This is a genomic window from Pseudoclavibacter sp. VKM Ac-2888 (assembly GCF_015351285.1).
Lineage (GTDB): Bacteria > Actinomycetota > Actinomycetes > Actinomycetales > Microbacteriaceae > Pseudoclavibacter.
Window position 1 is genome coordinate 2131149 of sequence record NZ_JADKSM010000001.1, and the last position, 25336, is coordinate 2156484.

Below are 25336 nucleotides of genomic sequence, written 5' to 3' on the forward strand. Positions count from 1 at the left end.
CGAGTTGGACAGGGGATTCCGACGGCGGGGCAGGGGACTCGAGGACGGGACAGGGGCCCCTGGACGGGATAGGGGATTCCTGGGGCTGGACAGCAGGGCAGCCCCTCTCGGCGGCGACCAACTTGCGTGACGAGAACCGCTGCCGGGCCCCTGAGAGCGCATCCCCGGCCGCCTCATCACGAAAGTTGGCCAGGTGGGGCACGGGCGGCACGGGCGCGCGCCAACACAGGCGAACGGCCGATGCAGGCGCGCAGGGCGAGAGCCTCCGCCCAGCGAGACAGGGCGACCGACTGCGCGAAGGAAGAGGGGGTGCACCGCCGCTACGCGAAGGCGGAGGGGGCGGGCGTGCCCTGCCGCTACGCGTCGGCGGTGAGCCCCTCGTGGATGCGGCGGAGGTCTTCGATGAGGGAGCCGATGAGCACCCAGCTGCCGCCCTTTGGCGCCGAGACGACCAGCGGGGCGGTGAGGGCGGGCGGTTCGAGGATGAACCCGCGGGGCTCTCCGGGCTCGCTCGGGATGAGGATGCGCGTGTCGTGGGCTGCCCGTCGGAGCTGCTCGGCGATCGCGATGGCCTGCGGCTCGTCCGCGAGGGTCGGCTCCCAGTGCTCTGCGACAGCGCGGGTCATGCCGGTGAGCTGTGTGACGATCGGGCGGAAGCGGTCGAGGAGCTGGCGGCACTCGACGAGCTCCTCGTGGTGGCTCGACTTGCGCGGGTTGAAGGCGAGGGACTCCAGGCCGTCGGCGATGGAGTTCTCGGCGGCGCCCGCCATGGGGCGCAGCAGGCGCGCCTTGAGGAGCATCTCGGTGAGGCTCGCGGCGGTCTGCGGCTGCTCGATGGCGTCGGCGAGTCGCTCCAGCGACGCGGCGATCTCGTTGCCGAGCATCGCGGTGTCGCGCTGCGCCGGCCCGACGAGCACGGGCGGCAGGATGATGGCGTTGACGAGCAGCCCGAAGGCCGCGCCGATGAGGGTCTCGAGAATGCGGTCGAGCGCGTACTCGGGCGTGGATGCGCCGAGCGCGAGCACGAGCATGGCGCTGATGGCGACCTGGTTGCTGGTCGTTGCGGTCATGCGCAGCAGCCAGGCGACGATCATGGCGACGACGATCGCGAGGAGGATCACCCACGACTGGGGGCCGAGCACGAGCGAGATGGCGCTCGCGACGGCGACGCCGATGACGACGCCGGCGCTTCGCTCGAGCGCCTTCGCGAACGACTGGTTGACGCTCGGCTGCACGACGAGCAGCGCGGCGACGGCGGCGAACACCGGCAGTGGGCCAGGGATGAGCCACCCTGCGAGCAGCCACGCGCCCACGGCCGCGATGGCGGTCTTCGCGACCTGCAGTGCGGGCACGCGCTTGCTCGCCTGAATCCGGTCGAGGCCGGTGAGACGGGAGAGGGAGCGCACTGACTCAGCGTAGGCCGCGGGCCGGGGACGAAGCTCAGCGAGGGCCAGGAGCCTCGGTCAGGACGTGGTCGCCGTGAAGATGACGAGGGCCAGGACGACGAGCAGCAGGATGACGAAGATGAAGACGCCGCCGGCGATGAGCAGGGCGAGGGCGACCGGGTGCGCCTGCCACCACGGCACGAGGCGAGGGTCCCGCTGGCGCAGCTGCGGCGGCGTGACGAGCTCGGGGACGGACATCCACGGCACGCCCCGGCTCGCGAGGTCCTGCATGATCGCCGTGAGCTGCTGCGTGCTCCACATCTGTCCGACGAGGATCAGCAGGCGGCGGTCGTGGCCCGTCACGATGAGGTGATGGGTGGGAGGTCCGGAGAAGCCGCCGAATGACATCCGGTCGACCGTGACGACGCTGGTGGCCTCGGCTGCCGCGAACCGGCGGGTGCGGAACATCCACTTGTGCTCGATCCAGCCGTCGCCGAAGCGGATGTAGGTCTCGCGCATCGACTTGCGCGCGAGCCAGATGGAGAGCGGCACGGAGCCCCCGAGGAGGACGACGATCAGTGCGCCGTAGCCGAAGCCGAGCCAGAAATCCTGCAGCGAGAAGATGACGGTGAGGATCAGCAGGAGCGGGGCGAGCATCCCGAGGCTGATCCAGGACTGCCGCATGTTCAGCGCGACGGCACGGCGCTGGGTTTCCGGGGAGAGGCGTAGCTCGTGCATTCGAAGAGCCTAGAGCGTGTGCCCGTATGGTGGGCGGATGCCGAGACGCTCGCCGACTGCACCGCACGGGGTGGATGCGACGGGTTCCGCCGTCGCTGGCCCGAACGGCCCGGTGGCGGTCCGGTCCTACGCGCCCGCCGCGAGCGCTGCCCGGCTCTCGAGTTCGCCAGTGATCTGGCTGCACGGCGGCGGCTTCTACTCGGGCGGCCTCGACCAGCCGGAGACGCACGAGGTCGCGCTCGCGCTCGCGCGCGCGGGGTTCGAGGTGACGACCGTCGACTACCGGCTCGTGACGCTCGGCGGGCGCGACCGGGCCCAACGCGAGGCGTCCGGGTCCGCGCAGCGGCCGGAGCGGTCTGGACGCGCACCACAGTCGGGACGCTCAGCTCGGTGGGAACGCGACCGTCGCCCCGACGTGCGGTTCCCGGTGCCGCTCGACGACGTGCTCGCGGTCGTCGAGGCGGTCGCCTCCCGGTCGGGTCGTGATGTGGTGCTCGGCGGGGCGAGTGCCGGTGCCTGCCTCGCTGCGGCGGCGGCGTACCGGCTCGCCCGAGCTGAGCGCTCTCCCGTGCGGGGCCTGTTCCTGACCTACGGGACGTTCCACGCGCAGCTGCCGACCCGGTCCTCCGAGCTGCTGAGCCGACTGCGCGGAAGCCGCCGCTACGTCCACACTCCCTGGCTCATCGGAGCCATGAACCTCAACTACGCGGGGAGCGAGGACGTGCTCTCACGTCCGGACGCGTTCCCCGGCGGGCACGACCTGACGGGCCTCCCGCCGTCGCTGGTGGTGGACGCGGACCGCGATGCGATGCGCGCATCCGGTTCGTCGTTCGCGCGCGAGCTCGCCGCAGCCGGCGTCGACACCGAGTACCGCGTGATTCCCGGAAGTGCGCATGCCTTCCTCAACCGGCCGCGCGACCCGGCCTTCACTCGCGGCATCGACCTGATCAGCGAGTGGATGCGGCGCCTCGACTGAGCGGACCCGAGTGGACCCGAGCGTTCGGCGCGTTCGGCACAGCGGGGCACTGTTCAGCGTCGCGGGGCCCGGGGCGGGTGTGCGTCTCGCGGAACTCCGACGCGCGTGACGAACAGCGGCACGTCGCGGCGGGAGAGGCCGAGCCGGTAGCGCAGCTCGCCCTGCGCGAGCGAGGAGTCAATCACCTCTGAGGCGGGCGCGAACGCCGCCCCGCGCGCGGTCGCACGCAGCCAGAGGCGCATGAGCGCCTGGCCGGCCTCGAGCACTCGCGCGGGTGGCAGCCCGAGCGGGGAGTTGAGCACCCGCGTGATCTCTGCCCCGGAGCCGAGGTCGAGCAGCTTGGTGTCGGCGACGAGCACGAAGGCCGTCGCCTCGGCTGGGGCGTCTTCGTCGGCGGCCGACACTGGCACCTCGAGCAGCACCCGACGCCACAGCTCGCCGAGCGGTGCGGCGACGCCGACTGCTGCGTCTCGGATGCGCCGCTTCCTGGTGAACGCGGAAGCGACCCGGGTGGCGAACGCGGGGATGCCGAGCGCCTTGTCGTTCAGCCCGTCGACCGTGTAGCGCGGATGCGAGGGGTGGAGCCGCAGCCAGTGCGCGAGCTCGCGCGCCACAGCCGGCTCTCGCAGGGTGTCGGCTGTGCCGAGGGACGAGAAGTGCCGCAGATCGTCGGCGTCGACGGGAACGAGCCGCAGCCACTCGGGGAGCACGCCGCAGAGCTCGAGCACCAGACCGCGCGCGGACTCGAGCCCGCTGCGCACGGTCTTGCGTGCGGCGAGCATCCGTCGCTCGGAGTCGGGGTCGAACGCGGACTCGGCGTGCTGTTTCGTGTCGCCGCCGGGCGAAGACACGGTGTCGTGGTGCAGCTGGATGCGGAGCACCGGTTCATCGCTTCTGGCCTGCACGATCGCTTCCGGGTCGGCAAGCGCGGGGAGGAGCTCGACGTCGAAGGCCACGCCGTGCGATGCCGCGCTGACGCTGAAGGCCTCGAGCCACGCGCCGAGGCCGAGCAGCGTGTCGCGACCGGTCGGGTCTGCGGCTGGGAGCGTTCGTCTTCGCGAGACTCTCAGCTCCACGGCCACCCCGTCACCGATCATGCGCGGCGACCACGGCTGGGTGTTGTGCGCTGACGGGGCCGACGCTGCGTCGGCGATGATCTGATTCAGCGTGTGGATGCCGGTCATGGCTGCTCCCCCTGGTTCGTCGCCTGCTGCTGCCCCGCGATCGCTGTGTCTGCGCCCTGACTGCCCCGAGTGCCCACGGGCCGCCGGTAGAACACCGTGCCGTGCAGCTCCGATCCGCCCATCCTGCTGAGCTGCCTCGCCGAGGCGGGGTTGTCGAGGCCGATGTAGGTCGAGCGCAGTGCCGTGTAGCCGCCCTCGATGAGTGCCTCACCGACGGTGCGCCCCAGCAGCGAGCTGATCCCGCGACCGCGAGCGTCGGGCGCCGTGCCCTGGATGGTGAGCACCGCTTCCCGCGGCTCGCGCCGTTGGCGCCAGATCTCGAGCAGCTGCCTCGCCCCGATGCGACCCGAGGAGCGCTGAACGATGCGGGTCACATCGGGCACACAGAGCAGGAAGCCGAGTGGCGCACGCGTCTTCGCATCAAACGCGAACACCCAGATGGCGGGGTCGATGATGGCGACGAGCCCGCTGGTCGCCTCGCGCATCTGCGCCGGCGAGATCTGCGTGTAGTAGGGCAGCTCGGCGAAGGCGGCGTTGACGAGCTCCCGCTGGCGAGCGACATCACGTGCGAACCGAAACCGCGACGCCCGTTCGATGACGATGCCGGCGGCCTCGAGTTCGGCCTCGGTCGGAGCCGTGAAGGCGTCGCTCTCGATCTGTCCGAGGCGACCCTGCTCGAGTCGGGCCATCCATGTCGCCGACTCGTTCCACGTCGTGAAGCCCAGCCCCTCGTAGGCGCCTGGGACCCAATCCGGGTTCCAGGCCCCCTCGACGAACCCCCGCTCGCCGAAGCCCGAGGTGATGACGCCGCCCACTTGGTTGGGGAGCAGGGTGACGGGTCCGAGGAGCTCGCGCCGACCTGTCTCCGCGGCACGTTCCTCGACGGCTCCCACGATCGCTCCGAGCGCTTCCGCGTCGGCCGCGGCGACGGCGCCGAACAGCTGCAGGCTCGATCCGAGCTTCGCGTCGAGGGCGCTGCTCGTGTGCGTGACGGCGCGGGCGATTGGCACGCCCCCGCGGTAGGCGAGCAGCAGCTCCACCTTCGACTCGTGCGCGTGCTTGTCCTTCCACCACGAGCGGAGTGTCGACTCGAGCACCGGCACCTCACGGCTCGGGTCTGAGACGCGCCCCGGCAGCTCGACGAACTCCAGGAACTCGAGCTCAGAACTGACGCGTCGCACCTCGAGCGCAGGCCGCGACGCGTCACCCGCTTCCGTCTCTCGACGCGTTGCGCCTTCCTCGAGACCCGCCAGCTCCTCCTCGCTCGCGAAGAGTCGGATGAACCCGGCGTCGGCGTTCTTGGTGTCCTTCACGATCCACTGCATGAGGTGCCGGTGCTCGGGCATCCTCGCGAAGCGGATGAGGGCGTCGCGCGTCGAGAAGTTCGCCAGCGTGCCGAGCGTCCACGGCGCCTCCCAGTAGATGCCGTGCCAGCAGTAGTCGGGCATGCGCCGCATCTTGCCGGTCATCCGGCCCCAGATTCGACTCGTCACTGCCCAGGCGAGCGGGCTCGTGTAGCGGGTCGCACCCACGAACATCGATGCGGTGTCGAAGATCGTGTGCGACGGCGGCGGGATGGGCGTCGTGAGCCGTTTCGGCTTGCGCGTGGGCTCGGCGACGAGCGGTGGCGTGCGGCCTTCGGCCCGTTCCTTGGCGACGGGGGCGAAGTGGGGGTTGTGCGCCATCTCGCCGGGTGGCGGCTCGGGGTCGGCCCGCCAGATGCCGTTCGAGTAGCCGCGGGTCTCGGCGAGCAGGAGCTTCGTGCGCCCGTCGTGTCGAGCGGCGACCTGGCGGGCGCGCTCGACGCTCGCGAAGAGCAGCAGCTCCGCCGAGACACGGCGGTCGCGGAGGCGCCGCCGCCAGATCACGCCCTCCCGCTCGGCGCTGCGCCCCTCGACGATGACAAGGGCCTCCGCCCTTCCCTGGATGGGCGCCTTCGAGAAGTCGGTGGTGTACACGGCCTACTCGGCGTTCTTCACGACGTAGACGTTCTTGATCTTCGCGTTGCCCCCGGTGAACGGCCCCGTGCCGAAGGAGTGCACCTCGATGCGGAGGTCACCCGTCGTCGGGTCCTCGTCGAGCGACTGGGCGAAGTCGCGTGAGACGGAGGCGAGGTGGTCGACGATGCCCGCCCTCGTCGTCTCGCTGAGCGTCGCGAGCTCCTCGCTCGAGAGCGCCGCGCCCTCGCGCAGCTGGAGATGCACGACGGGCCGCTGCTCGTGGCCATCGAGCTCGAGCAGCCCGAGCTTGAACGACTCGATGTCGCCAGCGTGCGGGTTGTCGCGGTAGAGCCCGTTCTCGATGTCGATCGGGTAGAGGTTCGCGCCCATGTACGAGATGGTCGAGTCCTTCCTGCCGAAGAGCAGGAGGAACGGCAGCTTCATCCGCTGGACCGCGAATGCGCGGTGGAACGCCCTGGACAACGCCGGGTCGAGCTCGGCGATCTTCTCCCGCACCTCGGGGAATGAGAGGATCTTCGCCTCGTCGCCGATGTTGTAGCGCAGCTTCGGGCTGAGCACGGCAGACGAGTTGAGGGTCACGACGAGCTCGTTGCTCGCGTTCGTCTCGAGGTAGGTCTCGAGCGGGTTGTACTGGAAGACCATCGGAATGCGAGACTCGTCGTCACCGAGGAGCGCCCGCCTCAGTCGCTCATCGGCGAACATCGCCCGGCGCAGCCACACGCACGCGTCGGACTCGCCCGCCATGCCGATCGTGAGGTCGGATGCCCCGTACCCCGAGTACACGCGGCCGAAGCGCTCCTCCAGGTAGTCACGCAGCCCCTCGGTCATCGCCTCGCCGCCGACGAACCCGTTGAGTCGATGCTTCGACCAGTCGAACCACTCCTCGCCGTCGAGCCGGTCGCGCAGGTGCTTCAGGAACGGCGGGTAGGCGCTCACCAGGTACTGGTACTTCGGGCCGAAGTGACGGATGGTGTCGACGATCTTGTCGATGTCCGGGCCGGTGTTCTTGACCATCGAGATCTTCGACAGCGCGTGGCCCGTGTTGGTGCCGGTCGCCCAGGCCCCCATCGAGAAGGCGTTGATGCCGAAGAGCTTCTTCGTGCCGAACAGCAGCGTGATGTAGCCGGCGACGTTGTTGTGGATCGTCTTCAGCTCGTGCCGCCCGCGGATCCAGTTGAAGGGAGAACCGCTCGACCCGCTCGACTCATCGACCACGGTGCCGACCGTGTCGATCTCCCCGCCCCAGCAGCGCTCATCTTCCGTGTAGCGCTTGACGTAGTCGTCCTTGCTCGTCTCGGGGTAGCTCGAGAGCTGCCACCACCGGAACGTGAAGTCGTTCTCGTGCAGCCACCGCTGGTACGCGGGCACGTCGAGGTTGGCGCGCTGGCAGATCATCCAGGCGTTGAACTTCGCGAAGTCGCCCATGGCCGGCACGTAGTGGCGGGCGGTCCACCGCCAGACGGCGGGGTGCAGGTGGTAGAGGTCGTAGGTCTTCGTGAGCGCACCGGAACCGAGGCGCAGCAGCGTCTGCCGCAGCTTGGATGCACGCTGCAGGCCGGCTGGCCCTGGGCTCGCCGCTCTGCCTGTCCCCGACTCCCGAACACCGATCTGCTGCGTCACGTCGCTCCCCCGCCTCTCGCCACCGCCGAAGTGTGGGCATAGCTAAGCACGAGCCACGGACATTCAGCCTGGGACGCCAGAAATAATACATTCCATGGAATATAGTTCTCTGGAATGTGGTTGCATGCCTGTATGACCGATTCGAAGACCCCGTCCTCCGACTTTCTGCGGGCACTCGTGAGCACGCAGATCCGGCTCTGGAATGACGCGGACGCCGCTCTGCGCCCCATCGGAATCCCGCTCTCGCATCTCTACGCCCTCAACGCGATTGCCGAGGCCGGCGCCGTGCGGGCGAGCGACCTCGCCGCGACGATCGGCATCACGGTGGGCGCCGCGAGCAAGCTCATCGACCGACTCGAGCGCGATGGGCACTGCAGCAGGCGCGCGAACCCTGATGACCGCCGCTCGGCCCTCGTCGAGCTGACGGCCAGCGGCTCGCGGGCGCAGGTCCAGGGGTCTTCCGCCCTCGAGGCGTATCTGACGTCCCGCCTCGACCTCACGGGCACTCGCGCCGAACGAGATGAGCTCTCGGCCCGGCTGCACTCGCTGACCACCGCGCCCACAGACGCTGCAGAAGGATCGGCAAGCGAGTGAGCGAGCGCATGCGTGCGGTTGTGCTGCGCGAGTTCGGCGGCCCGGAGAAGCTGCAGCTCGAAACCATCAAGAGGCCGAAGGCGCACCCTGGCGAGGTGCTCATCCGCGTGCAGGCGTTCGGCCTCAACCGCTCCGAGTACCACTTCCGCTCAGGCGTCGCCGAGGCCGGCGAGCTCCCCCGCGTGCCGGGAATCGAGGCGACCGGCATCGTCGTGGATGCGCCAGGCGGCGACTTCAGACCAGGCCAGCAGGTCGCGACCATGATGGGCGGCATGGGCCGGTCGTTCGACGGCGGCTACGCGGAGTACGTGACGGTCCCGGCAGCACAGGTAATCCCTTTCCGCAGCAATCTCGACTGGTCGATGCTCGGCGCGCTCCCCGAGATGCTGCAGACCGCCTGGGGGTCCCTGTCGACCGGCCTCCAGGCGAAAGAGGGCGACAGCATCCTCATCCGCGGCGGAACATCGTCGGTCGGGCTCGCGATCGCAGCGCTCGCCGTCATGCGCGGGATACGCGTCTTCTCGACGACCCGTAACCCCGACCGCTTCCATCACCTGCGCGACCTCGGCATCGAGCATCCGCTGCTCGAGAACGGTGCGGTCGCAGCTCAGATCCGCGAGATCGCTCCGGACGGGGTCGATGGGGCAGTCGAGCTCGTCGGCGCGACGACGCTGCGCGACACGCTTCGAGCCGTGCGCACGGGAGGGACAGCCTGTTTCACCGGCATGCTCGCGGACGACTGGATCATCCCCGAGTTCTACCCCATCGCATGGCTGCCCAACGGGGTTCGCCTCACTGCCTATTCTGGGGAGGCGAACGACCTGCCCCCGCACGTGCTGCAGGACTTCATCGATGCGGTCGAACGGGGCGACGCACGCGTCCCCATCGGCCACGTGTACCGGATGGACGAGATCGCCCAGGCGCACACCGACATGGAGTCTGGTCGCTACGTTGGCAAGCTCGTGGCAGTGCCGTGGACTGGCTCAGAGCTCTGATCCGCGGGCTGACCCGCGCGGCGTCCGGGCTGCACGCGGCGCACGGCTGGATGCTCCCTCCGTTGCCTGACGCCACCTCGGGCGACCACCCCACAGCTCCATAGGCGACTCGTAGCATCGCCATAGCCCCTTCCTGGGCAGGCGACTCATGCTGACGTTCATCCCCCGATGAAGAGCAGGAGCACCGCCATGATCAAGATTCCCGAACCCGACCTCACGCCTGACGGACCCGCCTACGAGGGCAGGCTCCTCGACCGAGCGGACGAGGAGGTCGTCGACCAGGGCGTCGCCTTCGACATCGGCACGCTCCTGTCGCGGCGCGGACTGCTCAGCATCTTCGGAGTGGGCGTCGGAACGGTCGCCCTCGCCGCGTGCACCCCTGCCGGGTCGGGTGCTGCGGGCACCGCCGCGGCGACGGCAGCTGCCACGGCTAGCCCTACCTCGAGCGCTTCGGCAGCGGCCGGCGCCCTCCCAGCGAGCGAGATCCCCGACGAGACAGCCGGCCCCTATCCGGGCGATGGCTCGAACGGCGCGGATGTGCTCGAACAGTCCGGGGTCGTGCGCAGCGACATCCGCACGAGCATCGGCAGCAGCACCGCAGCTGCCGGCGTGCCCATGACGCTCACGCTCACGATCCTCGACATGGCGAACGGCGACCGGCCGTTCGAGAACGTCGCCGTCTACGTCTGGCACTGCGACGCCACAGGTGGCTACTCCATGTACTCCGAGGGCATCGAGAACGAGACCTTCCTCCGCGGGGTCCAGGTCGCCGACGGCTCCGGCAGCGTCACCTTCACGTCGATCTTCCCTGCCTGCTACACGGGCCGCTGGCCGCACATCCACTTCGAGGTGTACCCGACGGTCGACGACATCACCGAGTCCACCAACGCGATCTCGACCTCGCAGGTCGCGCTGCCCGAGTACGCCTCGAACGCCGTCTACGCGCTCGCGGGCTATGAGGGCTCCGCCTCGAACCTTGCCCAGGTCAGCCTCGACTCCGACAATGTGTTCGGCGACGACGGCGGAGCCCTGCAGCTCGCAACCGTCACGGGCGATGCGACGAGCGGTTACAACGTCGCCCTCACCGTGCGCGTCGACACCACGACCGCCCCGACCGCAGGCGCGGCCCCCTCCGGCGGGGGCGGTGCCGGAGGGCCAGGCGGCTCCGGCGGACCCGGGAGCTGATCGACCACCGACCACCGACAACCGAAGGATCCCGACATGCTCGCGAATCTCACCGGCTGGCACGGCCTCGCCGTGCTCGCCATCATCGTGCTCATCTTCGGCGCGTCCAAGCTGCCCGCCCTCGCGAAGAGCGTCGGACAGTCGATGCGCATCCTCAAGACGGAGGTGCGAGACCTGGACACCGAGGCGACCGAGGCACCCCCGGTGACCGCTCCGGAGGTCAGCACCGACGGCCACCTCAAGGGAGGAACGCCGAGCCAGCCGCGAGGAGCGGACCCGGATCAGCGCTTCCCGGATGCCACCAGCCGCTCCGCGGCGAGCTTCAAGTAGGGGGCGGTCGCGCTGCCGTCGGCAGCCGCCACCTCCTGCGGCGTGCCCTGCGCGACGACCTCGCCGCCCTCGTCCCCCGCACCCGGCCCCATGTCGATCACCCAGTCCGCGCCGGCGACGACGCGCATGTCGTGCTCAACGAGGATGACGGTGTTCCCCAGATCGACGAGGTCGTGGAGATGCCCGAGGAGGCGATCGGAATCAGCGGGGTGCAGCCCTGATGTCGGCTCGTCGAGCAGATAGAGGGTGTCGCCCTGCTGAGCCCGACGCAGCTCGGCAGCGAGCTTCACGCGCTGCGCCTCGCCGCCCGAGAGCTCCGGCGCGGGCTGGCCGAGCGACACGTAGCCGAGCCCGACATCGGTGAGCGCATCCAGATGCTGGAGCACCTCCGCCCGACCGGCGAACTTCTCCCGCGCCTCGGTGACGCTCATCGCGAGCACGTCCGCGATCGACGATCCCTCGTACTCGATCTCCAGCGTCTCCGCGTTGTAGCGCTTCCCGCCGCAGGTCGAGCACGGCGCCTGCACCGTTGGCAGGAAGAGCAGCTCGACCTCCATCGTCCCCTCGCCCTTGCACGTCGGGCAGCGGCCGCTGGGGAGGTTGAACGAGAATCGGCTCGCCGAGTACCGCCTGCGCTTCGCCTCATCCGTCGCCGCGAACAGCGAGCGGATGCGGTCGAACAGCCCCGTGTAGGTCGCGACGTTCGAGCGTGACGTGCGCCCGATCGGCGCCTGGCTGACCTGCACGATTCGCGTGAGCCGCTCAGCCGGGCCGATGGCTCGCCCGCGCGTGGTCTCCGCCGCGACGGCGACCATGGGGTCTGCCCCGTCCGGCTCCTCATCGGCGACGGCCTCGCCCAGCTCACTCGCGAGACTCGCGCGGAGCAGGTCGGGCAGCGCCTGGTTCACCAGCGTCGTCTTCCCCGAGCCCGAGACCCCCGTGACCGCGGTCAGGCAGCCGAGCGGGAACGCCACGGACAGTCCGCGGATGTTGTTGCGCACCACACCCTCGAGCGCCACCTGCTGCTCCCTGGGCCGAGCCTCACGCAGCTTCGGCTTGGGCGAGTCCTCGCAGTCGAACAGGTAGCGGCGCGTCACCGATTCCTCGACGGACCGCACCCCCTCGAGAGCGCCCGAGTAGACGATGCGGCCGCCGGAAGCTCCTGCCCCCGGGCCGATGTCGACGATCCAGTCCGCCTCGCGGATCACGTCGAGCGAATGCTCGACGTAGAAGACCGTGTTGCCCCGATCGCGGAGCCCGCGCAGGATCCGGAGGAGCGCCTCCGTGTCGGCAGGATGCAGACCCGCCGAGGGCTCATCCAGCACGAACACGACACCGAAGAGCCCAGCGAGCAGCTGGTTGGCGAGACGAAGCCGCTGCAGCTCACCTCCGGAGAGCGTCCCCGTCTGCCGGTCGAGCGAGAGGTAGCCCAGACCGAGGTCCGAGAGCGGCGCGAGTCGCGCGCACAGCTCACCAGCCAGCCGTCGCGCGGCGAGGTCCTGCTCCGGGGCAAGCGCCTCACCCTCCCGCACCCAACCGGGTTCGAGCACACGCTCCATCAGCACGGCCAGCTCGCGCAGCGGCATCGCCGCGAGCTGCGTGATGTCGAGCCCCTCGAACGTCACGGCAAGAGCATCCGGCTTCAACCGCGTGCCCCGACACGACGGGCACTGCACGCTCTCCATGAACGCGGCCGCCTTCTCGCGCATCCGCTCGCTCTTCGAATTGGCGAAGGTATCGAGCACGTACCGCTTCACGCCGACGAACGTGCTCATGTACGAGGGCTCGTCGCCCGCCGCCACCGCGGCGCGAACCTGCGCGGGCGACCTGCCCGTGAACACTGGCACCTGCGGCTTCTCCGTCGTGTTCAGCAGCCACGACCGGCGCTCGCTGGGAACCTCGCGCCACGGGATGTCGATGTCGTAGCCGAGCGAGACGAGGCTGTCCCGGAGCTGCTTGCCGTGCCAGGCCGTCGGCCACGCGGCGATCGCCCCGTCGCGGATGCTCAGCGACGCATCCGGGATCATGAGCGACTCGGGCACCTCGTAGACGCGGCCGAGCCCATGGCAGTTCGGGCAGGCACCCTGCACGGTGTTCGCCGAGAAGTCCTCCGCGAGCAGCATCGGCGCGCCCTCCGGATACACGCCGACCCTCGAGAACAGCATGCGCACGACATTCGCGATCGTCGACGTGCTCCCGACCGTCGAACGAGCGCTCCCGCCTCCGCGTTGCTGCGGGAGCGCGACCGCAGGCGGCAGGCCCTCGACCGAATCCACGTCGGGCGGCGAGACCTGGTTCATGAGGCGGCGTGCGTAGGGTGCGACCGACTCGAAGTACCGCCGCTGCGCCTCGGCGTACAGCGTCCCGAACGCGAGCGAGCTCTTCCCCGAGCCCGAGACCCCCGTGAACGCGACGAGGGCATCCCGCGGGATATCGACATCGACGTCCCGCAGATTGTGCTCGCGGGCGCCTCGGACCACCACCCGGTCCGGCGCTGCAACTGATGTGTGTCCTTCGACGAAACCCATCGGAACAGCATGACTCGCGCTCTCGACCCGAAACTGAACGCTTCAGGTAACGCAAGGTTACGCAGAGCTACGACACGACCACACCGGGTAGAAATGTCTCGTTGTCCGAACATATGACAGCTCCAAGCTGGACAAAGGAGTTCCCATGACCGACCAGACCACCACCACGCCCCGCACCATCGGCGTCGGCCTCATCAGCGTCGGCTGGATGGGTCGCCTCCACTCGCGCGCCTACCGAGCCGTCCCCGACCACTTCCCCGAGCTCGGCATCAAGACGCGGCTCGTCGTCGCCGCCGACCCCGTGCCGGAAGCCCGCTCACAGGCAGAGGAACGACTCGGCTTCGAGCGCACCGTCGCCGACTACCACGAAGTGCTCGCGGACCCGGAGGTCGACGTCGTCTCGATCTGCTCCCCCAACTTCCTGCACGCCGAGATGGCCATCGCGGCAGCCGAAGCCGGGAAGCCGTTCTGGATCGAGAAGCCCATGGGACGCTATGCGTCCGACTCGCGGCGCATCGCATCCGCAGTGGATGCCGCCGGCATCGTCACGGCTGTCGGGTTCAACTACCGCAACGCACCCGCGATCGACCACATGAAGCAGCTTATCGAGGAGGGCGCCATCGGCCGCGTCACGAACGTGCGCGGCGCGCTCCTCGCCGACTACTCGTCCGACGCCCTCGCACCGCTCACGTGGCGCTTCGAGCGCGAGCGCGCCGGATCCGGCGTGCTCGGCGACCTGCTCTCGCACGGCCTCGACCTCGCCCAGCACGTCGTCGGCCGCATCGGCAGCGTCTCCGCGACCGCCGAGACCTTCATCACCGAGCGCCCAGCCCCGGGCACGGGCATCGTCGACCGCTCCGCCCCCGGAACCGGCGAGCTGAAGCCCGTGGAGAACGAGGACTACGCCGCCCTGCTCATGCGCTTCGACAACGGCGCGATCGGCATCATGGACTCCAGCCGCATCATGCGCGGCCCCCGCGCCGAGTACGCCCTCGAGGTGTACGGCACGAAGGGCTCGCTGCGGTGGGACTTCCAGCGCCTCAACGAGCTCGAGGTCTGCCTCGACTCGTCGAACCCGTACGGCTACACGACCGTCTACATGTCCCCCGGCCACGGCGAATTCCACCGTTTCCAGCCAGGCGGCGGAACCGGCATGGGCTTCGACGACCTCAAGACCATCGAGGCGGCGCGGTTCCTGGAGAGCGTCGTCACGGGCAGGCAGGTCGCTCCGTCGGTCGCCGACGGGCTCGTCGCCGCGCAGATCGTCGAGGCCGCGGAGGCGTCCATCGAGGACGGCCGCTGGCACGACGTGCCCGCCCGCGCGTAGCCACCGGCACGGCTTGCGCCCCAACGCCCACCGCGCAACGAATTTCGGGATGGGTTCCACGCCTCCGGATGGGTTGCAACCCACCCGCATGCGCGAAAGCCATCCCGAAACTCAGCGCCGCATCCCGGCCGGACGCCCTGCGGAACGCCCGCCGCGCAACGAATTTCGGGATGGGTTCCACGCCTCCGGATGACTTACAACCCACCCGCATGCGCGAAAGCCATCCCGAAACTCAGCGCCGAGGCCGCCGAGGCGTCCATCGAAGACGAACGCTGGCACGACGTGCCCGCCCGCGCGTAGCCGCCGGCGGCGCCCGGCAGAACGCACGGCACGACGCCCACCGCACGACGAGATTCGGGATGGCTTCCACGCCTCGGGATGGGTTGCAACCCATCGCGAGGCGTGAAAGCCATCCCGAAACTGAAGATGCGCGCCAGGCGCCGGCGCCAGAACGCCGCGCCGGCGGGAGAGCCGCCGCGCCGGCGCCAGAACGCCGCGCCGGCGGGAGAGCCGCCGCGGCGCCGCTCTAGAACGTGGCGGCGTCGATCACGAAGCGGTAGCGCACGTCCGACTTGAGGACGCGCTCGTAGGCCTCGTTGATCTGCGCGGCGTCGATGAGCTCGATCTCCGGCGCGATGTCGTGCTCGGCGCAGAAGTCGAGCATTTCCTGCGTCTCGCGGATGCTCCCGATCGTCGATCCTGCGAAGGAGCGGCGGTTGTTGAAGAGCGTGAACGCGCGCACGGGGATCGGCTCGGCCGGCGCACCGACGTAGACCATGGTGCCGTCGAGTGTCAGCAGGTTGAGGTACTGGTCGATCTCGAGGTTCGCGCTCACCGTGTTGATGATGAGGTCGAACGTGTTCCGCAGCTCCGAGAACGTGGCCTTGTCGCTCGTCGCGTAGTAGTGCTTCGCTCCGAAGCGCAGTCCGTCTTCCTGCTTGCTGAGGGTCTGCGAGAGCACGGTGACTTCGGCGCCCATGGCGACCGCGATCTTCACGGCCATGTGGCCGAGGCCGCCCATGCCGACAACGGCGACCTTCTTGCCGGGTCCTGCATTCCAGTGGGCAAGCGGCGAGTACGTCGTGACACCGGCGCAGAGCAGCGGGGCGGCCTTCTCGTACGGGATGCTCTCAGGCACGCTGAGCACGAAGTCGGCGTCGACGACGACGTTCGTCGCGTATCCGCCCTGCGTGATGCTGCCGTCGCGGTCCTTGCCGCCGTACGTCATGACGTTGCCGTTGGTGCAGTACTGCTCGGAGCCGGCCTTGCAGTTGTCGCACTCGCGGCACGAGTTGACCATGCAGCCAACGCCGACGCGGTCGCCGACCTTGTGCTTGGTGACGTCGGAGCCGACCTCGGCGACGGTGCCCACGATCTCGTGGCCGGGGGCGAGCGGGTAGGGGACCTGGCCCCACTCGCCGCGCACCGTGTGGATGTCGGAGTGGCAGATGCCCGAGTAGGCGATGTCGATGAGCACGTCGTTCGCTCCGACGTCGCGGCGCTCGATGGTGATGGACTCGAGCGGTTCGGTTGCTGAGGGGGCGGCGTAGGCCTTCGCGGTCGTCATTCGTGCTCCTTCGGGATGTGCGTGGAGGTCGTTCGCTCGCCTGCTCCGGTTCTCGGAGCACGGCGGGACCGAGGAGACTCTATGCCTCACCCCCGACCGTCACTCTCCGCGAGCGTTCAGGTCGCCGCGCTTGAGCGCGACGTTGGGATGCGTCGGCCGCGCCGTCGCGTCCGGCTGAGCTGGCGCATCTGGACCCTTCGCGGCGGCGCCGGTCACCGCATCCACGACCTCGTCGACCGAGACGATGCGCAGCATTCCTGTCTCGAGGCCGACAGCGACCTCGTCGGGGATGACGTACATGGCGCGTGTCTCAGGGCCGGCGGTCGCGGTTCCTCGGAACTGTCGCTTCGACATGACCCTCGCCTCGCGCGGCGCGCCACGACGACGACGCCGGAACTGCCGGGCGAGGAACCGCCCCAGGGTGACGCCGCCGGCGATGCCGATGCCGATGGAGCCCGCCTGCACGAGTCGCAGCACGCCGTCGTCCGAGGAGGAGCTCGACGTGATGTCGAGCATCCCCTGGTAGATGGCCAATCCTGGAAGCAGGGGCACGGTGCCGCAGACGGTGGTGATGGTGGCGGGGATGTGCAGCTTGCGTGAGAGGCCTTCGCCGAGGACGCCGATGATGAGGGCGGGCACAGCGGTCGCGACGAGCGGCTCTGTTCCGGCTGTCACGAGGATGTCGTAGCCGAGGTACGCGATTCCGCCGAACACCATGGCGACCAGGGCGGTGCGCACGGTCGCGTAGGACGCGAGCGCCCACGCCGCGGCTGCGATGGCGGCGCCGACCACCTGCACGGCCGACGGCCACGGCTGCACGGATCGCTCGACGAGGCGCAGGTCGATGCCGAGGCCCCGCGCGACGTCGAGCACGATGGCGATGCCGACGATCAGGCCGAGCGTGAGCAGCACCACTTCGAGCAGCCGCCCCATCGCCGTGATGGGGAAGCCGTTGATGGCGTCGTCCGCAGCGCCCACGAACGACATCCCGGCGAGCAGCACGACAAGCCCAGATGCGACGACAAGCGCCGGCGGGAGCGCGGCGAAGTCGACGGGCAGCACCGGACGCAACGCGAGCAGGCCAACGGCCACCCCCGTCGCGATAGCGGCGCCAGCGATCTGCAGGAAGAAGGCGGGAAGCCCCCAACGGCCAAGCGCTTGGAGGACGAGGTCGACGATCACGGTCGTCGCCGCCGAGAGCAGGCAGACGAGCGGTCCGCCGCCGAGCAGGAAGCCGACGCCGCCGGCCATGAGCGCGAGCCACACGGTGACCATCGACCGGCGGAAGCGCTGCGGGGCGACGAGGATCTCGTCGAGGCGCTGGTGGAACGACTCGAGCTGCTGCAGGGCCTCTTCCAGCTTCGCCGGGTCGTCGATCGTCTCGGCGACGTCGATGTCGTTGGGGTCGGCCGCGATCTCGCGCGACAGCTCCATGACCCGGGTGAGGCGGTCGTAGTCGGGGAGGCGGCTGTTGACGACGCGCAGCAGGCTGATGCCCGCGCCGTCGTTCGCCCCGTCGTGCACGACGAGGATCGACGTGAAGGTGAGGTCGATCTGGCAGTCGACGCCGAACGCCTTCGTGGTGCGGCGGATCGCGTCCGTCACGTCCGTCGCGGAGGCACCGAGCGCGAGCATCGTCTCGCCGACCCGCACGGCCAGCTCGAGCACCTCGCGGATGCTGCGTTCGGCGAGCAGGGCACGCTGCGCGCGGCGCCCGATGGTCGTCGACGGGGTTTTCCCGCCGACCTTCCTGGCCAGGTTGTCGAAGAAGTTCTTACCGCGCACGGCCGGAGTCTAATTGCGCGGGAGGGGCCGCGTCAGCGTCCGGAGACGATGTGCACGAGGCCTCTCAGCGCCGCTCCGAGCGGCTCGACTTCGTCGGCGGTGTTGTGCGCGTGGAAGGACAGCCGCAAGTTACCGGCGCGGTTGGCGGCCATCACGTCGAGGCGCTCGAGCGTGTCCTTGATCTGCTGGGCTGCGCCCTCGACGGGGGCGAGCGCGAGGATCGCGGAGCGCGCATCCGGGAGTCCCGCCGCCGACGCGAATGCGGCGCTCACCTCGAGCGCGTGCGCTTCCAGTTGTGGCGCTCCCACCCCGAGGAGGAACTCGAGCGAGGCCTCCGTGCCGACCCATGCCTGCCAGGCGGGCGAGACGTCGAAGCGTCGCGCATCCGCTGCCAGCCGGAGCGGCAGCCCGTAGATGCTCGACCACGGGTCCTCACCCGCGTACCAGTTCGCGGCGAGCGGGCGGATGCTGTCGTGCAGTTCCGGATCGAGCGTCAGGAAGGCGGTGCCTCGCGGGCACAGCAGCCACTTGTAGGCGGCGCAGACGGTCGCGTCGAAGCGGCTCGCGTCGACGTCGTTCCACCCGGCGGACTGCGTGAGGTCGATGAGGGTGCGCGCCCCGTGCTTCTTCGCCGCAGCTTCGATGGCGTCGAGGTCGGCGAGGGTGCCCGTCGAGGACTGCACCGCCGAGACGACGACCCAGGCCGTGTCCGAGCCGATCTCCTCCGCGAGGGTGTGCACGGGCACCTCGCGCAGCCTCAGGCCACGGTCGGCGTGGGCCGCGAACGGGAAGCTGACGCTCGTGAAGTCGTTCTCGGCGAAGAGCACCTCAGCGCCGTCCGGAACCGAGGCTGCGATGAGCCCGACGAGGGGCGAGACCTGGTTGCCGATCGCCACCCAGGCGGCGGGCACGTGCACGAGCTCCGCGTAGAGCTGCCGCGATCGAGTGACCGTGGCGTCGTAGTCGTTCGCCTGTCGGCGCCCCGCGCTCCAGCCTGCGATCTCCCGGGTGAGCGCATCCGTCGTCGCCTTCGGCGGCAGCCCCATCGACGCGGTGTTCAGGTAGAGGGGCTCTGCCGAGAAGGCGGCTGCGTGGATCCAGGACATGAGGCCAGGCTAGCGACCGGTGGTGGGGCGATCATCTCCGAGCGCGAGGCCACGTCGGACTGCATGGCGATGGGCGTCTCCGTCGTCGACGAGTTCGATCTTCCGCTCGAGGTGGCCGCGGCCCCCATCACCGTGGAGCTCATCGACGAGGTGCGACAGCTCCACATCCTGTCGTGACCGACTAGTTCCCCAGCCTGAGTCTGCCGTTCCGCGGTCGCGCGATCACGTCTTCCCGACGGCCGCACCGCTCGGTACCCTTCGAGCATGACCGAGACGACAGCGCTGCGCCGAGCGAAGATGCCCCTCTGCGCGGCGGTCCTCGCCCTCGCCGTCGCAGCGCTCGTGGGATGCGCGCCCGCCGATCCGCAGACCGGAGACCGGTCCCCGGGCGACGAGCCGTACCTCGTCGAGTTCGAACCAGAACCCGCCCGGTCTGCCACGACCACGGAGGGCGAGCTGTTGAGCTCGCCGGATCGTGTCAACGGGGCGGCGGTCCTCAGCGAGGACGGCACCCGCTTCACGGTGATCCGCACAGACAGTCCGGATGACTCCTGCAGCGAAGCCCCCATCCGCCTGATGGTCGTCGACCCGACGACCATCCTCGTGACCTACCGCTTCCTCGGCGAACCTGGCCAATTGTGCAGCGCCGTGGGGACGACCCGCGTCGACGAGTTCGAGGTCCCGCCGGGAATCGAACCGCGCGGCGTCGAGGTGCGCACCGCGAACGAGGCGACGCTACCCGCGCCACTCGCGTTCGATGCGGCACCGGCCACGGACGGCGGTGGGGGTGCGAACGTCGAGTTCCCGAGCCTGAACGCGTTCGAGCTGCTGAGCTCGGCGATTTCTACGCCCGAGGAATCGGCCACGATCGTCAGCACCGACCCCTACGGCCCAGTGCCTGCCGTCATCTCGCACCCGGACGGCTCGTTCTCCGTTGTCCGCACGGACTCCGCCGATCCGTGCGGCCGGATGCCAGCAGAGCTCGTCGCACTGAGCGCCTCCGAGGTCGCCGTGCACTACCGCTTCCTCGGCGAACCCGGTCAGGACTGCGGCCTCGAGCAGATCGATCGCACCGACACCTTCTCTGCCCCGGCGGGCGTCACCGGTGCGGTCGCCGTCTCGATCGCCTTCGAGTACCCGAAGTACCGCCCCATCGTCATCGAGCAGCTCCCGACGTGAGACGGGAGAAGGCAGCTGCGTGATTCCAGGACAGGCGCCTCGACTCCTCATCGCGAGTTGAACTCGCCCTCCCGCAGCCCACCCGGCAGCGCCGTGTCGCACAGCCGGAGCCTTCCCCGGGACCGCCCCACTCTGTAGCCTTCGAGCATGACCGAGACGACAGCGCTGCGCCGTTCGAAGACGCCCCTCGCCGCGGCTCTTGCCGCTCTGGCTCTCGCGACGCTCGTCGGATGCGCGCCCACGGACCCGCGAGTCGGGAACCCGAGCGAGACGCCCGGGGCTGACGGAGGCGTCTACGTCGAGGAGTTCGATCTCGCGGTGGCCAGAGCTGCGACCCAGGAGGAAGAAGAGCTGCTCCGCCAGGAGGACAACTTCCGGGTCGAAGCCGCCGTGCTGAGCGAGGACCGGGAGACGTTCCGCGTCGTTCGCAGCGACAACGGGGTGGACACCTGCAGTGAGGCGCCGTCGCGGCTCATGGTGCTCGACAGCACGACGATCCTCATCACGTACGCCTACCTCGGCGATCCTGAACAGGCCTGCACACTGACCGGGATGACGAGGGTCGACGAGTTCCAGGTCCCGCCCGGGATCGACCCGGAGGGTGTCGAGGTGCGCATGACCAGTGAGTACGTGCAGACCGACGACCCGACCGTGGAGATCCCGTCCGGGGCGACGACGGAGGCGGTCGCCCCAGCTTTCACCACGCTGGACGGCGCTGTGGCACCCGTCGCGACCGCCGAGCAGTCGGCCCTCATCCCCGGAACGGACATCACGCAGCGTCGGCCCGTGGTCGTCGCCAATGACGACGGGACCTTCACCGTCATCCGCCCAGACGGCGCTGAGCCGTGCAGCCACGTGCCGAGCGAACTCATCGCATTGAGCACATCCGAGATCTCGATCAATTACCGGTACCTCGCGAAAGACGGTGACGGTGCCAGCTGCAGCGTCGAATCGATCGACCGCGCCGACGTGTTCGCCATCCCTGCGGGCGTCGCCGGGAATGTCTCCGTCTCGATCACGCACGAGAGTTCCCCGCTCGGCCCCATCATCATCGAGCCAGCAACGACGTGAGATCGTGAGCACATGAAACTCGCCGAAGCGCTCCTAGAGCGCGCTGATCTGCAGAAGCGCGTCGAGTCGTTGCAGGCTCGCATCGTCGCGAACGCCTCCTATCAGGAGGGTGAGCAGCCGACCGAAGACGCGAGTGAGCTGCTCGAGGAGTGCGCGACTCGCCTCCTGCAGCTGGAGCGTCTCGTGACGTCGATCAACATCACCAACGCGACCGCGCCCACGGAAGATGGGCGCACCATCACGGCGCTGCTCGCGGCGCGGGAGACGCTGCGCACGCAGCACAGCATCCTGGTGCGGGCAGCGGATGCGGCGGCCGGGTCGTGGGGGCAGCGGCAGATGCGCAGCGAGCTGCGGCAGATGTCCGCCCTGCCGGTGCGCGACGTGCGTGCCAAGGCCGACGGGGTCGCGCAGGCGCTCCGCGAATTGGACGTCGTCATCCAGCGCACGAACTGGGAGGTGGAGCTCCTCGAGGCGTAGCCGTCGACGGAGCGAACACGGGGAAGACTGTCGCGGTGAGTCGGTAGGCGAACGGCGCGAGCACACACCGAGGGCTGGCGGTTTCCAGTCCACCTGTCGACGCGGTGGGCAGCGTCTCGGCTTCGGCCGTCACACCTCAGCCCAGCATCCCTCACCGGGAACCGCGCACGTAGGACACCTCATCACCATGTGCTGGCCGGACGCCGAGGGCGGGATCGGGGACCTCACCGCACCGAGAACGACGGGCAGCGCCTTCTGCGTGCCCGCGGGGTTCGGCGGCGCCTTGTGCGCGCTACGCCTGCTCGCTCGGCAGCACCGATACGGCGAACCACTGCCCGTAGCCGTCCTGCGCGAAGGTGAGCGTCGATCCGCGGTCGATGGTCGCCTCGTTGTGGGTTCCGCACATCGACACGTGCTGCGTGTCGTAGGAAACGCCGGGGCGGACCTTGCCGTCGATGACGGGCAGCAGTGCAACCGGGCCGTCGGTCGTCAGGCCCGGCAGGTCGCGGTCGCCGACGCGGAACAGCTCGCGATCGATGCCGGAGCTCGCAGCGAGCGCATCGACATCGCTGTACGGGCAGCCGAGCACAAACGCGCTCGCGTCCTCGGGGAGCAGCTCATCGATCTCCATCGTCGCCGAGAGCTCGTTGACCTTGAGGTGATCGACCAGGCGCACCGGATCGGGGGTCGCGCAGGCCGACAGCGAGGTCACGGAGAGCACACTGAGGGCGACGAAGGTCACTGCTCGACGGGGGTGCACAGGAGTGACACTACTTGTTGGACCGGGTCTATCGCGTCATCCGAAGTGGTGAACTTCGTCATCCGAGAGATGGATGTGACGCATCCGTGGCCGTGCATGCGGACTTCCGGCCTTCCGCGCCTGCGGGCGGAACCAGCCCCCGCGGCACCTCTCCCGAGCCTAGGAGCGATCTGCGGAGCGCACGCCGACCGCGTGAGAGATGGGTGTGGGAAAGAAGTCGCGCGGCTCGAGGAGCTCCGCCCGGTGCGTGCCACAGCTCGCACAGGCGCTGTAGATGATCGTGCCGAGCGACGTCGCGTGTCGGGATGCGGTGACCCATCCGTGCTCGACGCACGTCGGCCCGGCGTCGGCGACTGCTGGAACGGGCGCGTGCGCGGCGGCGGGGAACGCGATAGGGCGCGTGGCGAAGTCATCTGCTGGCGTGAGTTTCTTCATGCCATCGAGCCTGGTGTAATAGCCTTATGCATCTCAACCCTTACGGTGAGTACGCCGTCATCCTGGCCGCTTCGCTGGCCAACGACTGGCCAGCCGACCGCCCCGCGCTCCTCGCTCGCACCCGCGAGCACGGGATGACCATGCCATTTCCGCCGGAGGCCGAGGACCACGCGCGCACCCGAGCCGTGATCGACGAGTGGCTCCGCGTCGTGGATGCCCCGAGTGACGAACAGCGCGCCGAGGTCCTCAACACCCTCATGGCCTCGGCGACGGCCTATCCGCGCCTCACCAACCACGACAACGAAGGCTGGCACCTCCACTACCGCGACTGGAACATGTCGCTGCCGGACATCCTGCTCGCCGTCATCACCGTCGGCACCGCCCTGCACCTCACGACGCGAGGCATGCACCGCCTCGGCCGATGCGCGGCCGGCCTCGACGAGGGCGACGAGTGCCGCAACGTGGTCGTCGACGTCACCCGGAACGGGCGCCAGCGGTACTGCTCGGTGCGTTGCGCGAACCGGGCCGCCGTTCGCCGACACCGGGCTCGCGCGACGAGGTGAGCGCATCCGCACCCAGCACGCTCCTCGCCGAGGGCACCTGCGAGGTGCCCCGGATGCGCGTGATGGGTTCCCGCGACCGTGATGGGAAGAAACCCATGACCAGTCGCGGAAACCCATCACGCCCAGCGTCGAAACCCATCAGGGATGCAGAAACCCCGCAAGCCCACCGGGCGCGAGTCGCACGCGCGCGACGCCGACCACCCGGAGCTGTGCCAGGCAGGGCCGCGCCAGGCAGGGGCCGCGCCTGCTAGGACCGCGTCGCCTCGAGGCCGCGCTCGAGGTCGGCGAGGATGTCCTCGATCCCCTCGATGCCGATCGACAGGCGGATGAGTCCTGGAGTCACACCGGCCTCGTCGCGCTGCTCCTGCGAGGAGCGCTTGAAGATCGTCGACTCCATGTGCAGCGCGAGCGATCGCACGTCGCCGATGTGCGTCATGTGGCTGACCAGGTCGAGGGCCTCCACGAACTTGCGCGCCGCATCCGGGCCGCCGGGAAGGTCGAACGAGACGACGGAACCAGCACCGTCCGGCAGGTACTTCTGGGCGAGGGCGTAGTACTCGTTCGACGGCAGTCCCGAGTAGTCGACCGAGGCGACCTCGGGTCGGGCCTCGAGCCATTCGGCGACGCGCTGCGCGTTCGCGACATGGCGCTCCATGCGCAGCGACAGCGTCTCGATGCCGTGCAGCAACAGGAACGTGCTGGTCGGCGGCACCGTGGGTCCGTAGTCGAGGACCGTGACCGACTTCACGTAGCTCATGAACGTGTCGGCGCCGTACCGCTCGATGAAGGAAGGGGCCCCCTCGAACGACCCCTTCGTGAAGTGCGGGAACCGCTCGGAGTTGGCGGCCCAGTCGAACTTGCCAGCGTCGATGATGACGCCGCCGATGACCGAGCCATGACCCGAGAGCCACTTCGAGGTGGAATGGATGACGATGTCGGCGCCCCACTCGATGGGACGACAGAGGTAGGGGGTCGCGACCGTGTTGTCGACGATGAGCGGCACCCCGGCCTTGGCGGCTACGCGCCCGAGCAGCTCGAGGTCGACGACGTCGTTCTTGGGGTTGGGGATCGACTCCGTGTACACGGCCCGAGTCTCGGGGCGGATGCGCGCGAGCCACTCCTCCTCGCTCGCGTCCGCGCAGAGGAACTCGAAGTTCAGGCCCTGCCGGGTGAGGCTGCCGTCGAACAGCTGCCGGGTGCCCCCGTAGAGGCTCGCCGTCGAGAGGATGTGGTCACCGGAGGCGGCCAGCGAGAACAGGGTCATGGCGATGGCCGCCTGCCCGCTCGACACGACGAGCCCGTTCCGCCCACCTTCCAGGTTCGCGATGCGCTTCCCCGCGACGACGTTCGTCGGGTTGTCGCCGCGCGAATAGGCGCGCCCGACGCTCTCGCCGGAGAATCGGGCCTCGGCCTCGTCGTAGGACGGGAAGACGTACCCGGCGCTCTGGTAGATCGGGGTCACGCGTGCGCCGACGTCGCTGTCGACGACCGCGCCGGCGTGGATCTGCCTGGTCGCAAAGGTCTGTTCGTTTCGCTCTTCAATGGCCACAGGGTCAACGTACGGAACTCG

At 69.4% G+C, this 25336-nt stretch carries 23 protein-coding genes; 11 read left to right on the forward strand and 12 right to left on the reverse strand.

Annotated elements, in window-relative coordinates; all coding sequences use genetic code 11:
- Positions 1-356: 356 nt before the first annotated feature.
- On the reverse strand, positions 357-1406 hold the full coding sequence (locus ITJ61_RS10030; protein ID WP_181057683.1) for an FUSC family protein: 1050 nt from the start codon (positions 1404-1406) through the stop codon (positions 357-359).
- 57 nt (positions 1407-1463) lie between these two features.
- Positions 1464-2123 carry a hypothetical protein gene (locus ITJ61_RS10035; RefSeq protein ID WP_104298075.1) on the reverse strand — a complete coding sequence of 220 codons (660 nt, stop codon included), beginning with the start codon at positions 2121-2123 and terminating at the stop codon, positions 1464-1466.
- 37 nt (positions 2124-2160) lie between these two features.
- Between ITJ61_RS10035 and ITJ61_RS10040 the strand changes: the two genes are divergently transcribed.
- Positions 2161-3099: an alpha/beta hydrolase fold domain-containing protein gene (locus ITJ61_RS10040; RefSeq protein ID WP_104342162.1), complete on the forward strand. Its 939-nt coding sequence runs from the start codon at positions 2161-2163 to the stop codon at positions 3097-3099.
- Between the two features lie 53 nt (positions 3100-3152).
- Here the strand turns inward: ITJ61_RS10040 and ITJ61_RS10045 are convergent, their stop codons facing one another.
- The 3 genes from ITJ61_RS10045 to ITJ61_RS10055 are packed head-to-tail and all read right to left on the reverse strand — an operon-like array spanning position 3153 to position 7864.
- The gene (locus tag ITJ61_RS10045; protein WP_194686089.1) at positions 3153-4283 is read right to left on the reverse strand and encodes a hypothetical protein; all 1131 of its coding nucleotides are present in this window, start codon (positions 4281-4283) and stop codon (positions 3153-3155) included.
- Positions 4280-6241, reverse strand: a complete 1962-nt coding sequence (locus tag ITJ61_RS10050; RefSeq protein ID WP_194686090.1) for a hypothetical protein — start codon at positions 6239-6241, stop codon at positions 4280-4282. Before ITJ61_RS10050 ends, ITJ61_RS10045 begins: the two co-directional genes overlap by 4 nt.
- Before the next feature lie 3 nt (positions 6242-6244).
- Entirely contained in the window at positions 6245-7864 is a 1620-nt protein-coding gene (locus ITJ61_RS10055; protein ID WP_258063002.1) for a phenylacetate--CoA ligase family protein, read from the reverse strand.
- A gap of 132 nt (positions 7865-7996) precedes the next feature.
- Between ITJ61_RS10055 and ITJ61_RS10060 the strand changes: the two genes are divergently transcribed.
- The 4 genes from ITJ61_RS10060 to ITJ61_RS10075 all read left to right on the forward strand — a co-directional run bounded on the left by ITJ61_RS10060 (position 7997) and on the right by ITJ61_RS10075 (position 10968).
- Positions 7997-8458, forward strand: a complete 462-nt coding sequence (locus tag ITJ61_RS10060; protein ID WP_194686091.1) for a MarR family winged helix-turn-helix transcriptional regulator — start codon at positions 7997-7999, stop codon at positions 8456-8458.
- The gene (locus ITJ61_RS10065; protein ID WP_194686092.1) at positions 8455-9453 is read left to right on the forward strand and encodes an alcohol dehydrogenase catalytic domain-containing protein; all 999 of its coding nucleotides are present in this window, start codon (positions 8455-8457) and stop codon (positions 9451-9453) included. Before ITJ61_RS10060 ends, ITJ61_RS10065 begins: the two co-directional genes overlap by 4 nt.
- Positions 9454-9642: 189 nt before the next feature.
- Positions 9643-10638, forward strand: a complete 996-nt coding sequence (locus ITJ61_RS10070; protein WP_194686093.1) for an intradiol ring-cleavage dioxygenase — start codon at positions 9643-9645, stop codon at positions 10636-10638.
- Between the two features lie 36 nt (positions 10639-10674).
- Complete coding sequence (locus ITJ61_RS10075; RefSeq protein ID WP_194686094.1) at positions 10675-10968, forward strand: twin-arginine translocase TatA/TatE family subunit; 294 nt, start codon at positions 10675-10677, stop codon at positions 10966-10968.
- On the opposite strand, the gene ITJ61_RS10080 is transcribed toward ITJ61_RS10075, so the two are convergent.
- Complete coding sequence (locus ITJ61_RS10080; RefSeq protein WP_194686095.1) at positions 10920-13496, reverse strand: excinuclease ABC subunit UvrA; 2577 nt, start codon at positions 13494-13496, stop codon at positions 10920-10922. The genes ITJ61_RS10075 and ITJ61_RS10080 overlap by 49 nt on opposite strands.
- Positions 13497-13641: 145 nt before the next feature.
- Here ITJ61_RS10080 and ITJ61_RS10085 point away from each other — a divergent pair, with 145 nt between their 5' ends.
- The gene (locus ITJ61_RS10085; protein WP_104342156.1) at positions 13642-14823 is read left to right on the forward strand and encodes a Gfo/Idh/MocA family protein; all 1182 of its coding nucleotides are present in this window, start codon (positions 13642-13644) and stop codon (positions 14821-14823) included.
- 526 nt (positions 14824-15349) lie between these two features.
- On the opposite strand, the gene ITJ61_RS10090 is transcribed toward ITJ61_RS10085, so the two are convergent.
- The 3 genes from ITJ61_RS10090 to ITJ61_RS10100 form a co-directional block, all read right to left on the reverse strand.
- On the reverse strand, positions 15350-16390 hold the full coding sequence (locus ITJ61_RS10090; protein ID WP_104305783.1) for an NAD(P)-dependent alcohol dehydrogenase: 1041 nt from the start codon (positions 16388-16390) through the stop codon (positions 15350-15352).
- A 99-nt stretch (positions 16391-16489) separates the two neighbouring features.
- Positions 16490-18175: a threonine/serine ThrE exporter family protein gene (locus ITJ61_RS10095; RefSeq protein WP_104305782.1), complete on the reverse strand. Its 1686-nt coding sequence runs from the start codon at positions 18173-18175 to the stop codon at positions 16490-16492.
- A 32-nt stretch (positions 18176-18207) separates the two neighbouring features.
- Positions 18208-19281, reverse strand: a complete 1074-nt coding sequence (locus ITJ61_RS10100; RefSeq protein ID WP_194686096.1) for an aminotransferase class V-fold PLP-dependent enzyme — start codon at positions 19279-19281, stop codon at positions 18208-18210.
- Here ITJ61_RS10100 and ITJ61_RS10105 point away from each other — a divergent pair.
- The 4 genes from ITJ61_RS10105 to ITJ61_RS10120 all read left to right on the forward strand — a co-directional run bounded on the left by ITJ61_RS10105 (position 19267) and on the right by ITJ61_RS10120 (position 22008).
- Positions 19267-19458, forward strand: a complete 192-nt coding sequence (locus tag ITJ61_RS10105) for a hypothetical protein (RefSeq protein WP_194686097.1) — start codon at positions 19267-19269, stop codon at positions 19456-19458. The two genes, ITJ61_RS10100 and ITJ61_RS10105, sit on opposite strands and share 15 nt — an antisense overlap.
- An 87-nt stretch (positions 19459-19545) precedes the next feature.
- Positions 19546-20460 (forward strand): hypothetical protein, encoded by a 915-nt coding sequence (locus ITJ61_RS10110; protein ID WP_194686098.1) that lies wholly within the window; start codon positions 19546-19548, stop codon positions 20458-20460.
- Between the two features lie 147 nt (positions 20461-20607).
- Entirely contained in the window at positions 20608-21531 is a 924-nt protein-coding gene (locus ITJ61_RS10115) for a hypothetical protein (RefSeq protein WP_194686099.1), read from the forward strand.
- Positions 21532-21543: 12 nt separating this feature from the next.
- Complete coding sequence (locus ITJ61_RS10120; protein WP_104240099.1) at positions 21544-22008, forward strand: DIP1984 family protein; 465 nt, start codon at positions 21544-21546, stop codon at positions 22006-22008.
- Between the two features lie 292 nt (positions 22009-22300).
- On the opposite strand, the gene ITJ61_RS10125 is transcribed toward ITJ61_RS10120, so the two are convergent.
- Both ITJ61_RS10125 and ITJ61_RS10130 read right to left on the reverse strand, forming a co-directional pair.
- On the reverse strand, positions 22301-22750 hold the full coding sequence (locus ITJ61_RS10125; protein WP_104240098.1) for a hypothetical protein: 450 nt from the start codon (positions 22748-22750) through the stop codon (positions 22301-22303).
- 177 nt (positions 22751-22927) lie between these two features.
- A complete protein-coding gene (locus tag ITJ61_RS10130; RefSeq protein WP_194686100.1) occupies positions 22928-23203 on the reverse strand; it encodes a hypothetical protein in 276 nt (91 codons plus the stop codon).
- Positions 23204-23229: 26 nt separating this feature from the next.
- Between ITJ61_RS10130 and ITJ61_RS10135 the strand changes: the two genes are divergently transcribed.
- Positions 23230-23766 (forward strand): CGNR zinc finger domain-containing protein, encoded by a 537-nt coding sequence (locus tag ITJ61_RS10135; RefSeq protein ID WP_104240096.1) that lies wholly within the window; start codon positions 23230-23232, stop codon positions 23764-23766.
- A 247-nt stretch (positions 23767-24013) separates the two neighbouring features.
- Here ITJ61_RS10135 and ITJ61_RS10140 read toward each other — a convergent pair whose 3' ends face one another.
- Complete coding sequence (locus ITJ61_RS10140; RefSeq protein ID WP_323744339.1) at positions 24014-25315, reverse strand: O-acetylhomoserine aminocarboxypropyltransferase/cysteine synthase family protein; 1302 nt, start codon at positions 25313-25315, stop codon at positions 24014-24016.
- Positions 25316-25336: the final 21 nt, after the last annotated feature.